Origin of the sequence: Pseudoalteromonas sp. APAL1 (assembly GCF_021532475.1) — a bacterium.
Taxonomy (GTDB): Bacteria; Pseudomonadota; Gammaproteobacteria; order Enterobacterales; family Alteromonadaceae; genus Pseudoalteromonas; species Pseudoalteromonas lipolytica_C.
The window spans coordinates 1-14,046 of the sequence record NZ_JAKGAW010000030.1; the positions used below are offsets into that span (position 1 = coordinate 1).

A 14,046-nucleotide genomic window follows, 5' to 3' on the forward strand; every position below is an offset into this window, starting at 1 on the left:
AGTCATAAAGGGGCGAATACATTAAAGTGACCAGGGGTAGCTCCCCAAATAGAGTCCGTATATAAGCCAGCATCTAATCTTTATTTAATAAGTACTCCGTTGACAAAAAACGGGGAGTCCATATAAGGACATAGAGAGCACAGAGGAATACAAGGAGTTCTCTAGAGCGCAGCGCCTCTTATCCTCTTTGTGAATATTAAATCTAAAGCTCCTCCACCTTCTCTACCTCAACTGGCTCCGCCAACGCATTTTCATAAAACGCGAACACCGCTTTGGTATAAGGCTGAGCATAATGCTCATCAAGGGCAGCTTGCGATTCAAACTGCTCAACTAAAAACAAACAACGCTGCTCTTTGCTCGCAAACAATTCAAAACGATTACAACCAGGCTCTGCACGAGTGGCTGCTAAAATGCCCTGTAAACGCCCTTTACAGTCATCAAATAATGCCGCCTTTGGGGTAATTTTTGCCACGATATTAATCATACTGACTCCTTATTATATAACTTTAAAACCAATGCCCGAATTGGCGGGGCAACCGTAAATGCCACCACGAAAGCAGCAGGCCATGCATTAGCAAACGCCTTCATCCAACTTAGAAAAAATGTATCGCTCAGCCCTAAGTTGACATAAGTGACCCATGCCGAAAGTAAAAACGACATTAAAAACGAAAATGCCGCAGTAAAAGTAAAATGAATTTTCATATGTCCTCCTTGGCGTTACTATATTTGCACAGGCCAAGTGGCAACAGTCACGAAAATGCAAACTAAGATTGAGGGAGTCGTATGCTGGATGATCTGCATTTATTTATTGAAATAGCGCGCCGTAAAAGCATGAGCCAAACAGCAAAAGATTTAGGACTGAATCTATCAACCCTATCAAGGCGCATTCAGGCATTAGAAGAAAAACTCGCCGAGCCATTACTGCAACGCACAGCCCGAGGCATTGTGTTAACCGCCAAAGGCGAATCTCTGTATAACGAATTAGGCGAGCAAGTGCTTGCTCTTAACAGCCAGCTTGAGCAACTAAATAACTCATCCGCCGCAAAAGAGTTTTACCTGTTGTGCCCACAAAACATCATTGCGGGCCCACTGATGGGTGCAGTTAATCAGTTTGCGACGGCAAACCCTACGCTAAACCTCCACATTTACCCAAGTAATGCCAACAGCCAACTAAGCCAAAAACGTTTTGACTTAGCCATTCGCATTGGCGAACAACAAGACTCAAGTTATTTTCAAAAGCGCCTAGGCATGATCGCAATAAAGCTGATTAAAAAGAAAGATGCCCCAACATCAAGGCTGATACTGCCCTATTCAGAGTCACAACTCCCCAGCTGTTTTCTAAACAAATTAAAAACCGAGTATGAACACATAAGCTTTTGTTTTGATATTACAATCGCCAGAAAAATGGTTGAAGCAGGCTATGGCATTGGCTTACTACCAATGAGCGAAATTTGCTGTATAGACGATACCAGCCACTTTAGCTATATCGAATCACCCCAAAGTATTCCCGCAAGGCCAATTTACGCCCTCTGGCCACATTCACGCACGCCATCAGCAAATGCCCAGTTGTTGATAGAACAACTCCAAACCAGTATTGCAGACTCACCGAGTTTACAAGGAGAGGTGTTGGTGCTTTAGTTGCTATTCATTGTAGGTCGGGCTTCAGCCCGTCTAGTAACTCAATCTTTAAAGCAACGATATAGACCAAACACAAACAACATGGCCGCAATGCCAGCCAAGGCTAATTGCCAAATTTTAAGGCCATTGAACTTTGTAGATTGTGGACTAACACTCTCATTTAAAGGAGCCGAAGCTTGCTGAATTGTTGGCTCGGTTATCTGGCTCTTTATTGCAATTTGGCTTGTGGCTTTGTTTGAATTTATTTCTGTAATGGTTGGCTTTACTGAAATAACTACATCTTTGTATTCTGATTTTTGTTTATCGCTCCAAGCCGATTCAAATAGCGCCTTTTGCTCAGCTTTATTTTCGCTACACCATACAAAATCAGCTTGCTGAATATTTTTCGCTCTACAGCGATCCGGTAATTGATAAAATTGCCCCCAAGCATGGCGCTTTTTATCGTCATTATATGAATTTGAATACACCGTAGAGTTATGTACTTTGGTGTTTAAAAGTGCGGTAGGGTTCGAGCGATACGTATAATTACCGCCATTACCAGAACTTCTTTTTGGGTGTTTGCAGTGTCTCGCCAGCAGCGTAAAAAGCTCATCTAAACGTTGATTCCAACGTTCACCTTGCCTAGCCGTATAGCTACGATTCATTCTTTTACGAATGCCCTCGCGCTCAGCCTCAATACTATCGCAGCGACTTTTTGAATATTGCTCTTCAGCAACCGTGTTGAAACTCGCAAGCAAAATAGCGAGAGATAAAATCCATTTATTCATAACATTACATCTATGTAATTTGGTAGGCCACATTGTACCAAATATAGGGTGTGGAAAAAGTGGCCTATTAACTATTTATTTAGTTATGTCGCGTTGGTAACGGTAACCAAAGAGAAATAAACACCAAGCTATGAAATGCATTTAATTTCATTACCTAAAATTCATTATTAAGTTTAATATTTTAATTTTGCATTTCGATGGTACCTTATACAGATACATGACAGAACGGACTCCTTATGATTTTAAAAGATAAAACACCGTCAACTTCACCATCAATCAAGATTAAAGCTGGGGACAAGCAAGAGCTAGATGTAGCATTTTATTTGCGCCGAGCATTCAAAGATCATCCACAAGTGTTCGTATTTAATGATGTTAAATTTAAGCACAATAACGAATCAGCTCAGATTGACCACTTAATTGTTTATACATATGGGTTTATTTTAATCGAATCAAAAAGCATAACAGGCGAAGTTGCCATAAATGAGCATCAGGAATGGAGCCGTAGTTATCGAGGAAAATGGCAAGGAATGCCATCACCAATAAAGCAAGTTGAACTCCAACAAGCCTTATTAAAGAATTTAATGACGAGTAACGCGGAGCAGTTACTTCCCAAAATGTTTGGCAAATTACAGCAGAACTTCGGGGGACGAGAATGGCATAGTATCTGCGCAATTTCGAGTAATGCCATAATCAATCGAGATAGCATGCCAAAGTCACTTGAAGATCGATTAATTAAATCTGAATTTTTAGCTGATAAGCTTTTAGAGATAATGAAGTTACCAGCATCAGCCCCTAACGCATTGCACTTTTTTTCAACTAACGTACGCCCATGGTTTAGTGAGGAAAGCCTATCTAAGATTTGTCAGTTTCTTTTAGCTCAAAATATTAAATCAACCGAGCAACCAGTAAACGACGAGTCACCCGTAACCCTTAATGAACCCGAATCAATTTACAAAAGTGAAGTTAAAGAAGAGGTTTTATTAAGTGCTGAGGAACCTAAAGTCATACACTTAAAGTGTAAAAATTGTAGTAATGAACACACTCTTGAAGCCCGTTCAGGACGATATGGATACTATGTCAATTGCTCAAACTGTAATACGAATACTCCGATGAAAGCACCGTGTATTAAATGTAATGATCAAAATACGAAAGTTAGTAAGCGTAAAGATACTTACTCATTGATTTGTGATGGTTGTGGTAATAAAGCGCTAATAAAATTTGATAATAATGTCGCGTTGGCGACGGCAACCAAATAGAAGTAAACGCCGACTTCTCTTTGGAATCTCTCGGCGCCCCGAGGTTCTCACTGTTCCCTCAATTTGAATTAATTAAATGAACGTAAACAGCGTAGATAGGCCATCCGTGGCCAAGCTACGCTTTTTACAGCATCCATGCTGTAAATTACTCATAATTAAATTTCGGGTGTGAACACGGGGAAAACCTCAGCAATCGCCTGCAACTGAACAATGAGTTATTGCTTGTTTTCATCTAAAAAGTTATATGAAATTTAAACCTAAGCTCATTAAGAATTATATAAGTGATTTGTCTGCGCGACTAAATCTAACGCGTGGACATTTTTACTTCCCGCCAACTCAAATCTATCTTTTGCAAGCCAGAGTTTTGCACCATTGCTGCTGGCAACTTGGTATGCCCAGTTGCTTACAGCGAGGGATTTATCTACATCACAATGAAAATAGCGAGTTAGTTCATCAGTGAGTAGCTGGCTGTGGCGATCGAGATTTTGATCTTGCCAACGTTCGCGGTGCAACTGGGCTGCTAAAAAGTCACGCTTACTGTTATTACAACTTCGATGGGCGGCAACAAAATTATGGCCTAAATCGTTAGCGTAGCGGGCAAAGGGAATAAAGTGATCAACTTCTATCGCGCTTGTGAGTGGCTTTTGACAATAAAAACACTGGCCTTTTTGTATTTCGACTAAAATTGGTTTTGCTTTGTTTAGTGCTGTGCGGTCAAAACCAAATAAAAAGTCATGCAGTTGGCTTTGCGGGCCAATAAGTGCTTGATTGTGCTTAATGCTTTGAATCTTTTGTAGCCATGCATTTTTAGCTAAATAGACAACTAAATCGTAAAAGCGTCTAAAGCAAGCGGCTATGCCTGCGTTTAGAGTGATATAGCTTTTGCCTTTTATGTGTGGGTATAAAAAGCACTCTTCTTGTTTGGCTAGAATTTGTAAGCGCCACAAAGGGCCTGTTTTTAATGTGTCTAAAGCAGCTTTGTAAGTGGTGTGCCAGTAAGGGCTTAATTTGAGCTGGCGTAAGCTACGAATATTGTTTTGCTGGCACTCGTATAGTACCGCAATCACTTTTGATTGCGCACCCGAGTTTTGTTTAAGTAAAGCACTTTCACCACTATGAGCAGAAGAAAATGGCACTGCATGGTGCCAATAAAGCTCTATTAACTTTTCAGCTAGCTTAGCAAGATCAATGTTTAACTCGCTAGCTTCATACATCATTGGTTGCTCAACACAAACATCAGCCAACGCATGTAATAGTGCAAACTTATATGTCGCACTAAAATCACCTTCCACCAGCATACGCTGAATGTAAGCAATGAAATCGAGTTGCTGCTGCATGGCCATCATCAATCAAGCCTTAAGTGTACTTTTGAAAGGTGCTTTAAAGTTCATGAACCGTTCCCTGTTTACATAATCATATTTGCCACTTATGCTCATAACGCATTGTTGTAGCTTGAATATTGGCGATTTAGTTTAGGAACAATCTAGCATGAAAAGCTATTGCAAATATAGGATTTTAGGTAGAGCTATACTCTAAAACCCATACAATATTGGGAGAGTTGCGGTATAGCCTGCTATACCGCATGTAAACTACTATATCGTTCTTCTATGCAAAATGGCGTTTAACCATGTTTCTGTGGCGCGCTCTGGGCGTTGGTCAGCGCTTTGCCATGACTTGAGGATAAATAGGTCTGTGCCTTTAATTATGTTCTCAAGGGCTTGTTCGTTTAGGTCGGTAAATTCGCGACCGTTGTGTTCGCGCTCGCCGTCGCCGTATTTAAACGATACATACACGATGCCTTGTGGCTTTAATACGCGGGCAAGGTTGTTGAATGCTTCGGTTAAATCGTTTTTTGCTACGTGAATAAGGCTTGCGCAGCACCAAATGCCGTCGTATTTGGCAACGTGGTTTAGCTCTAGAAAGCTGCTTACAGCTACGTCTTGATTTAAGTATTCTGACGCCAGCTTTGCCATAACTGGGCTGATATCGAATGCATCTACGCTATAACCACGCTCTTTAAAGATGAAAGCGTCGCGGCCAGAGCCACAACCGGCATCGAGTAAAGCGCCTTTTTTTGGGATCAGCGGTAAGAATTCGTCGTAAAGTTCATTGAGGTCTACATCGAGTGTGGCATCTACAAATGCTTGCGCATTTTGGTTGTAGTATTCGACGGTTTTGGATGCCATTTTACTTCCTTTATAGGGGCAAGATTGCTTGGCGCTAAAATACCATTAAAGCTAGGTACTAAAAAGATATCAAATTGATTTTAAGTATTTTTGGCGGGAAATATTTTTATACTCCAGCGTAATAGATGAGGCACAATATTGAAGAAATAATACTCACAAAGAGGATAAGAGACGCTGCGCTTTAGAGGAAAAACTAATAGGATTAACTAGTATCTCATTGTCTTCTCATTCAGTTCTCTTTGTGAATTAAGGTATTGAACCACAGAGTACACCGAGGCACTTCGCGCTACACAGAGAAACTTAATGCACAAAGAGCTTATGAGGCGCTGTGCTATAGAGGTAAAAACTAATTGGCTTAACTAGTATCTCATTGTCTTCTCATTCTCTTCTCTTTGTGCAAAAAATATTGGAACCACAGAGTACATCGAGGCGCTGCGCGCTACACAGAGTAAAACCAATACTCACAAAGAGACTAAGAGACGCTTCGCTTTAGAGAAGTAAGTCTTTATACCTCATTGTTTTCTCATTCACTTCTCTTTGTGCAAAAAGATATTTGAACCACAGAGTTCATCGAGGCGCTGCGCGCTACACAGAGTAAAACCAATACTCACAAAGAGTGATAAGAGACGCTGCGCTTTAGAGGAAAATAGCTAATTTGCTTAACTATTATCTCATTGTGCATAAAGAACCTACAGTAAATAAATGCCTGTTTGACACTATGTAAAACGGCAGCTACATATTTTCCCTATAGTTTTATACTTTTAACTCAACAACATTGCACAATTGGCAATTTACTAGCACTATTATATATTAAAAAGACTTTAGTCTGAGGTAAGCATGCACGACAAGCAAACTCATTGCCAGCCAACAGGTTGCAATAACTGTAAAGACAAACTAGAACTTGGCTTTGATTTCACCATGGCTTTTCAGCCTATCATTGACTGCGCAGCAAAGCAGATCTTTGGTTATGAAGCATTAGTTCGCGGGCCTAATAATGAGTCGGCTTATTCTGTTATCTCACAAGTGAACGATGAGAACCGCTATACCTTCGACCAACTTTGTCGTATCAAAGCTATTTCGCTTGCAGCAAAGCTAAAGCTTGATTCTATTTTGAGTATCAACTTTTTACCTAACGCGATTTACAAACCTGAGCGCTGTATTAGAACAACCCTTGAAGCGGCTAAACAATATGACTTTCCGGTAGAACAGATTATGTTTGAATTTACCGAGGTTGAGCAAGTTGAAGACACGAATCACATTAAACGTGTTGTTGAATATTATCAGTCGTTGGGGTTTATTACGGCTACGGATGATTTTGGTTCTGGTTATTCGGGTTTAAATTTACTGGCTGACTTTCAAAGCAATATTATTAAGCTTGATATGGCACTAATTAGAGATATTCATTTAAATAAAACTCGCCAAGCAATTGTGAGCCATTGTATTGCGATGTTTGATGAATTAAATATCACTACGCTGGCTGAGGGTATTGAAACGATTGAGGAATATCAATGGTTACGCCAAGCTGGGGTGAGTTTAATGCAAGGTTATTTATTTGCACGTCCGGGTTTTGAGAGTTTGCCTGAGGTAGATTTTAGTCTGTTGCGTGAGGCTTAAAACTCGCGTCAGCCCGCATCAGATTTATATCAAAAACCTAATTTACAAAGAGAACATTAGACGCTGCGCTTTAGAGGGAAATCAGTAAGATCTTTTAATATATAGGCTCATTCACTTCTCTTTGTGAAATAAAGATTTGAACCACAGAGGTCACCGAGGCGCTGCGCGCTACACAGAGACACCAAAATTCACAAAGAGGATAAGAGACGCTTCGCTTTAGAGGATTCATATTAAGTAGCTGTCTATTTCAAATGCTCATTGTCTTCTCATTCACTTCTCTTTGTGAAAAAAAGACTTGAACCACAGAGGTCACCGAGGCGCTGCGCGCTACACTGAGACACCAAAATTCACAAAGAGGATAAGAGACGCTTCACTTTAGAGAAGTACACTTTAATACCTCCGTTTCTTCCTCTGTGCTCTCTGTGTCCTCTGTGGTTAGAAAGAGATTACAATTAACTGATGTACCCTTATTCACTTCTCTGTACGCATAAAAAATCCTACGGGCTGATTTAAGATTAAGAGCACTAACAGATGCTTTTAGGGCGCTTTCCAACTTTAATTTGTACCTTTTTCAATTTAAAAATAACAACTTACTGATTGCCGTAATTACAATTTATCTGTAACTTGTGTCGCCCATTTCGCTACGCACTACTATAATATTAAGCGAAATCAACATTTTCATACTAAATACTAGGGATACACAATGAAAAAACTTCCTATTGCATTGGCTCTATGTGCTGCTTTTGTGTCTGCAAACACAATGGCAGAGGTTCGCATAAATGGCTTTGCTTCTATTGTTGGCGGTAAAGCCCTTGACGACGACGCAACGCTTTATGGTTACGATGACGATATTTCGTTTAAAAACGAAAGTATGTTCGCATTACAGCTTTCTGCAGATTTACAAGAAAAGCTAAGCGCTACGGCACAAATTGTAGCGCGTGGTAGCGATGATTTTGATGCTGAGTTTGAGTGGGCTTATTTAACCTATGAGTTCAGCGATGAGCTACAAGTGAGTGCAGGTAAAATGCGTGTGCCTTTTTACCGTTATTCAGACTTCTTAGACGTTGGTTATACTTACCGTTGGGTTCGTCCGCCGCAATCTGTTTATAACCTCCCGTTTTCAACGTATGAAGGCCTAAGCCTGTTACATAACACGCAATTAGGTGATTGGGATTCAACCGTTCAAGTTATTTACGGTAGCTTCGATGGCAACATTGCTGTGGTATCAGTTAATGGCGATACAGAGCTTAATGATATTGCTGGTATCAACTGGACGATGAGCTACGACTGGTTCAGTGCTCGTGCTGCATACTTTGTAGCAGACACAACAATTGCAATCGAAAACGACACCGATGCAGGTGTTGCGCTTAATGGCCTTGAGCAAACGCTAAGAGCTGCGGGCTTTGTTGATCAAGCTGATAATATTGCTGTTAACGAAGATGATGGCTCTTTCTTCGCTGTGGGCTTTTCGATTGATTACAACGATATTCTATTTGATGCTGAATACACTGAGTTTGAAGTAGAAAACAGCGCCCTTGCTAAACAAACTCAATACTATACCTCTGTTGGTTACCGTATGGATGAGTGGATTGTGCACTTAACTTACGAAAATAACGACGACAAACACGATAGCAACCGCTACAACGCACTACCTGCAGTACCAGCTTTAAACGCAGGTATTAATCAGGTGCTTGAGGGCGTAAAAGCGAAGAGCAATGTGTATACCATTGGTACTCGTTATGACTTCCACCCATCAGCTGCTTTAAAAGTAGATTTCAGCCGCTTTAAAGATGATATTACAGATACAGAAACCGACGTTGTTGCTGTTGCTGTTGATTTAGTTTTTTAATTGGAGTTTATGATGAAAAAATTATTAATCGCTACAGCACTCACCGTTTGTTCGCACGCTGCATTTGCTGATGTTGCTGTTATTGTAAACCCTGCAAATGGCAATGCTATTGATGAAGGAACAATCAAAAAGATTTACCTTGGCAAAGCAAAGTCGTTTGATGATGGCACCAAAGTAAACCCGGTAAACCAAGACGGCAACAGCGTAAGCGACGAGTTTAACGATAAGGTGGTTGGTAAGTCGAGCAGCCAGCTTAACGCTTATTGGTCAAAACTGGTATTTACAGGTAAAGGTACGCCACCTGAAAAACTAGCAAACGATCAAGCTGTTATTGATTTTGTTGCAGCCAATAGCGACGCCATTGGTTATATCGATGCAGCAAAAGTAACTGATAAAGTTAAAGTAGTAGGTACTTTTTAAGTGCTAGCTTAAATACTCACTACGTTAATAAAAAACCAGGCGATGCCTGGTTTTTTATGCGCTTAAATTACTCAACTTTAAATTTTGCAGTGGCGTCGAGTAACGAATCAGAAAGGTAGTGAAGGTTCTTCGCTACATCACGTACCGCCGAGAGTGAATCCATTGTTTCTTCAAACGACATATGCATATTCGACACGTTCTCAACCACCATACTTGCCACAGATGTTTGTTCTTCGGTGGCTGCGGCAATCTGAGAGTTCATACCGTTAATTGATAATATCTGCTCAGAAATTTTATCAATAGATTGCCCTGTATTTTCAACAGCTTCAGCATTGTTTGTAGCCATATCTCGGGCTGAGTTCATAGCAGTTACCGCATCGCTTGCTGCGGTGGTTAGCGTTGTAAGTAGCTCTCTGATTTCGTTAGTTGAGTGTGATGTTCTTGAAGCAAGCTCACGCACTTCGTCAGCAACAACCGCAAAACCACGGCCTTGTTCACCTGCACGTGCTGCTTCAATAGCCGCATTTAAAGCAAGTAAATTAGTTTGCTCAGCAATAGAGGTAATTACGTTTAAAATTTGCGTTACATTTTTGGTGTCATTCGCCAGCTGGTTAATTGTCGAAGCAGCTTGGTTAATTTCATCACTTAATGTACGTGATTCACTTACAGAGCGTCTTATTTGCGTTCGGCTTTGCTCTACTTCCCGTTCAGCGGTTTGCGCAGCTTGCGATGCGTTTGCCGCTGAGTGAGAAATATCAGCAACACTTTGACGCATTTCTTCCATCGATTGCTTCACAATTTCAGCATCTGATGTTTGTTTAGTTGTTGCACGCTCGGCGCGTTCCATACCTTGCACAAGCCGGGTTGAGTTTTCCATTAATGGCTCACACACTGCTATTACTTCAAGTACAGCAGCCTTTAACAACTGTATAAAGGCATTGAAGTTAATCGAAACTTGGCCAATTTCGTCTTTAGCGTGTACTTCAAGTTGGGTGCTCAGCGAGCCTTTACCGTCGGCTAACAAACGTAAGTTACTTGCCGCAGCACTGGCTGATGAGCCAATTCCACGGGCAATCCAAATCGATGTAGCAATTAGTAACAGTAATGAAACTACCGAGACAATCAGCATTAAATTAAGCGCATTGTCTGAACGAGCTTTGGTTGCTTGTACAAGCTCAAAAAAGCGATCATCAGCGCGAGATTGAGCACGCTTAAAACCTTCAAGCACTGCTTCGTACTGTTTGGTTTTTTGCTGGGCTTGCTGCTGAATTTTGCTGAAGTCGGCAGTTCCTTCAATCATCGAGCTTGCAATACTCGAAGACGTTTGTGCATAAAGCTCTAACTGTTTTTTTGTATCGCTATTCACGTAGCCATCGTTAATGCTGATGATGTCTTGTAGGTTTTCGTTAATCTTTTTATAGGTTTGTGCTGCGCTATCGACTAAATCTGATTCACCAAATGTCACCGCCTGTGTATATAGTTCGTCTAGTTTTTCGAGTAAGGCTACATTGGCGGTAGTAAGTTTTACGACTTGATAGGATGACTTTTCTAATTCATCGAGTGAAATTTTGTTATCGTTCATAGCGATAAAGTTGGTTACCACTATAATCACGAATGCCGTTATGGCAATGCATGTTATGGCATGTATCTTTTTTGAAATGCTTAAGTTGTTGAAAGAGAAACCTGCAGACATTTAATCCACCTTTGCTGTCATAGTCTTAATATTATCGCCCGATTTCCCTAAAGTATTAACTATATTTATATATTTTCAGGTTTTTTTCGTATTTTGTGCGGTTTTTTAGGATCTGGATGAAGAGCGAGAAGATAATATTCAAAAAGACAAGAGCTTTTCGCCTTCAGCTCTGAGATGCGCGAAACAAGTTTCACGCCTACGCGCAACAGCGGGTTTTTCCCGCGTCATCAGGTGTTAGATTTTGGGCACTAGGCGCTAGGACGCGATGTAAAATCGCTACGACCTCGAATCTCGCATCTCGTAACTTTCCCCTTTCACCTTGAAACTTTCTCTTTTTTAATGGCGTTCTTTGGGGCTGATCTGTATAATCCGCGGCCTATTATTTACCCTATTGCTTGTTTATTTTCGCAGTTTCTGCGCCCATAACCCTGTCAGTATTTTTCTAGGAATAATTCGTTGATTTCAACCGCAAATATCACCATGCAGTTTGGTGCAGAGCCTTTGTTTGAGAACATTTCAGCTAAGTTTGGTAATGGCAACCGCTATGGTTTAATTGGCGCGAATGGCTGCGGCAAATCAACCTTTATGAAAATTCTAAGTGGTGCGCTTGTGCCAACCTCTGGCAATGTGTCGATTGCACCGGGTTTAAAGCTAGGTACGCTTAGCCAAGACCAGTTTGCGTTTGAGCAATACACTGTAGTTGATGCGGTTATCATGGGTGATGCCGAGCTTTGGAAAGTAAAACAAGAACGCGACCGTATTTATTCACTGCCAGAAATGAGTGAAGAAGATGGCATGAAAGTCGCTGAGCTTGAAAGCGTTTTTGCCGAAATGGATGGCTACACAGCAGAAAGCCGTGCAGAAGAAATTTTGATCCAAGCGGGTATTGAGCAAGAGTTTCATTACGGCTTAATGGCGAACGTTGCGCCGGGCTGGAAACTACGTGTGCTTTTAGCGCAGGCACTGTTTGCAAACCCTGATATTTTGCTACTTGATGAGCCAACCAATAACCTTGATATTCACACAATTACTTGGCTAGCTAACGAGCTTAACCAGCGAAAGTGTACGATGATTATTATCTCGCACGACCGTCACTTCTTAAACTCGGTGTGTACACACATGGCCGATATCGACTACGGTGAGCTAAGAATTTACCCAGGTAACTACGAAAAGTGGATCGAAGCTTCAAGCTTACAACGCGAACAACTGCTTGCTGAAAACGCTAAGAAGAGCGCTGAAATTGACGAGCTACAAGAGTTCGTAAACCGCTTTGGTGCTAACGCATCAAAAGCAAAACTAGCCAGCTCTCGTGCTAAGCGCATGGACAAAATTAAGCTTGATGAAGTAAAAGCTTCAAGCCGTATTAGCCCATCACTTCGTTTTGACGAAGGTAAAAAGATGTATCGCCAAGCATTAGAGCTTACTAAGCTAGGTCATGGCTTTGAGGGTGAAACCCTGTTTAGCGGCGGTGACTTATTGCTAGAAGCCGGTGCTAAGCTTGCGGTTATTGGTGAAAACGGTGTTGGTAAAACCACCCTATTACGCTGCCTAGTGAATGAATTACAAAGTAACGAAGGTGTGGTTAAGTGGTCTGAAAATGCCAGCATTGGTTATTGCCCACAAGACAGCAGTAAAGAGTTTGATAACGACTTAACTCTATTTGATTGGATGTCGCAGTGGCGCACCGCTAAGCACAACGATTTAATGGTGCGTGCTATGTTAGGCCGTTTATTATTCACCGCAGATGACGCTAACAAAAAAGCGCGTAACTGTTCAGGTGGTGAAAAGAACCGTCTATTGTTTGGTAAGCTGATGATGCAAGACACCAATGTGCTAATTATGGATGAGCCAACTAACCACATGGATATGGAAGCCATTGAAGCGCTCAATAATGCTTTAAAAGATTACCAAGGCACGCTTATTTTTGTGAGCCACGATCGTGAGTTTGTATCGTCATTAGCGACTCGTATCATCGATATTAAAGATAAAAAGCTTATCGACTTTCAGGGCACGTTCGATGAATATATGGACCATGTTGCGCAACAAGCGCAGTAAGTTTAAACAGGTTTTATAGCTACTCCCTTTATTTGGTGGCTCTAGTGGTTCTGTTTAGATTTAAACATTGAACCACTAAGGCGCTAAGTGCTTCACAAAGAAACTAAACTCACAAAGAGAATAAGAGACGCTGCGCTTTAGAGGATTCTAATTAAGTAGCTGTCTATTTCGCATACTTATTGTCTTCTCTTTCTCTTCTCTTTGTGAAAAAGATATTGGAACCACAGAGGTCACCGAGGCGCTGCGCGCTACACAGAGAAACTAAACTCACAAAGAGGATAAGAGACGCTGCGCTTTAGAGGATTCTAATTAAGTAGCTGTCTATTTCGCAAACTCATTGTCTTCTCGTTCTCTTCTCTTTGTGAAAAAGATATTGGAACCACAGAGGTCACCGAGGCGCTGCGCGCTTCACAGAGAAACTAAACTCACAAAGAGGATAAGAGACGCTGCGCTTTAGAGGATTTAAATTAAGTAGCTGTCTATTTCGCATACTCATTGTCTTCTCTTTCTCTTCTCTTTGTGAAAAAGATATTGAAACCACAGAGGCACCGAGCAGCTTCGTGCTTCG

The 14,046-nt window shown here is 41.2% G+C and carries 12 protein-coding genes; 6 read left to right on the forward strand and 6 right to left on the reverse strand.

Annotated features, from left to right (window positions below):
- Positions 1–202: 202 nt before the first annotated feature.
- Entirely contained in the window at positions 203–484 is a 282-nt protein-coding gene (locus L1264_RS14430; RefSeq protein WP_138558633.1) for a putative quinol monooxygenase, read from the reverse strand.
- On the reverse strand, positions 481–702 hold the full coding sequence (locus tag L1264_RS14435) for a DUF2798 domain-containing protein (protein ID WP_138558634.1): 222 nt from the start codon (positions 700–702) through the stop codon (positions 481–483). The genes L1264_RS14430 and L1264_RS14435 overlap by 4 nt, the downstream gene beginning before the upstream one ends.
- 81 nt (positions 703–783) lie before the next feature.
- Here L1264_RS14435 and L1264_RS14440 point away from each other — a divergent pair, with 81 nt between their 5' ends.
- On the forward strand, positions 784–1,638 hold the full coding sequence (locus L1264_RS14440; RefSeq protein ID WP_199527449.1) for a LysR family transcriptional regulator: 855 nt from the start codon (positions 784–786) through the stop codon (positions 1,636–1,638).
- Between the two features lie 41 nt (positions 1,639–1,679).
- On the opposite strand, the gene L1264_RS14445 is transcribed toward L1264_RS14440, so the two are convergent.
- On the reverse strand, positions 1,680–2,405 hold the full coding sequence (locus tag L1264_RS14445) for a hypothetical protein (RefSeq protein WP_199527448.1): 726 nt from the start codon (positions 2,403–2,405) through the stop codon (positions 1,680–1,682).
- 236 nt (positions 2,406–2,641) lie between these two features.
- On the opposite strand from L1264_RS14445, the gene L1264_RS14450 reads away from it, so the two are divergent.
- Positions 2,642–3,661 (forward strand): nuclease-related domain-containing protein, encoded by a 1,020-nt coding sequence (locus L1264_RS14450; RefSeq protein ID WP_199527447.1) that lies wholly within the window; start codon positions 2,642–2,644, stop codon positions 3,659–3,661.
- A 266-nt stretch (positions 3,662–3,927) separates the two neighbouring features.
- Here the strand turns inward: L1264_RS14450 and L1264_RS14455 are convergent, their stop codons facing one another.
- Positions 3,928–5,010, reverse strand: coding sequence for an HNH endonuclease (locus tag L1264_RS14455; protein WP_199527446.1), 1,083 nt, complete (start codon positions 5,008–5,010; stop codon positions 3,928–3,930).
- Between the two features lie 243 nt (positions 5,011–5,253).
- Positions 5,254–5,847, reverse strand: a complete 594-nt coding sequence (locus tag L1264_RS14460) for a class I SAM-dependent methyltransferase (RefSeq protein ID WP_199527445.1) — start codon at positions 5,845–5,847, stop codon at positions 5,254–5,256.
- Positions 5,848–6,684: 837 nt separating this feature from the next.
- On the opposite strand from L1264_RS14460, the gene L1264_RS14465 reads away from it, so the two are divergent.
- The 3 genes from L1264_RS14465 to L1264_RS14475 all read left to right on the forward strand — a co-directional run bounded on the left by L1264_RS14465 (position 6,685) and on the right by L1264_RS14475 (position 9,730).
- Positions 6,685–7,461, forward strand: coding sequence for an EAL domain-containing protein (locus L1264_RS14465; RefSeq protein WP_135926715.1), 777 nt, complete (start codon positions 6,685–6,687; stop codon positions 7,459–7,461).
- 703 nt (positions 7,462–8,164) lie between these two features.
- Positions 8,165–9,310, forward strand: coding sequence for a porin (locus L1264_RS14470; RefSeq protein WP_199527444.1), 1,146 nt, complete (start codon positions 8,165–8,167; stop codon positions 9,308–9,310).
- 12 nt (positions 9,311–9,322) lie between these two features.
- Positions 9,323–9,730, forward strand: coding sequence for a phosphate ABC transporter substrate-binding protein (locus L1264_RS14475; RefSeq protein WP_199527443.1), 408 nt, complete (start codon positions 9,323–9,325; stop codon positions 9,728–9,730).
- Positions 9,731–9,797: 67 nt separating this feature from the next.
- Here L1264_RS14475 and L1264_RS14480 read toward each other — a convergent pair whose 3' ends face one another.
- Positions 9,798–11,423 carry a methyl-accepting chemotaxis protein gene (locus L1264_RS14480; RefSeq protein WP_235404156.1) on the reverse strand — a complete coding sequence of 542 codons (1,626 nt, stop codon included), beginning with the start codon at positions 11,421–11,423 and terminating at the stop codon, positions 9,798–9,800.
- Between the two features lie 456 nt (positions 11,424–11,879).
- Here L1264_RS14480 and L1264_RS14485 point away from each other — a divergent pair, with 456 nt between their 5' ends.
- Positions 11,880–13,478 (forward strand): ABC-F family ATPase, encoded by a 1,599-nt coding sequence (locus L1264_RS14485; protein WP_199527441.1) that lies wholly within the window; start codon positions 11,880–11,882, stop codon positions 13,476–13,478.
- The last annotated feature ends 568 nt before the right edge of the window (positions 13,479–14,046 follow it).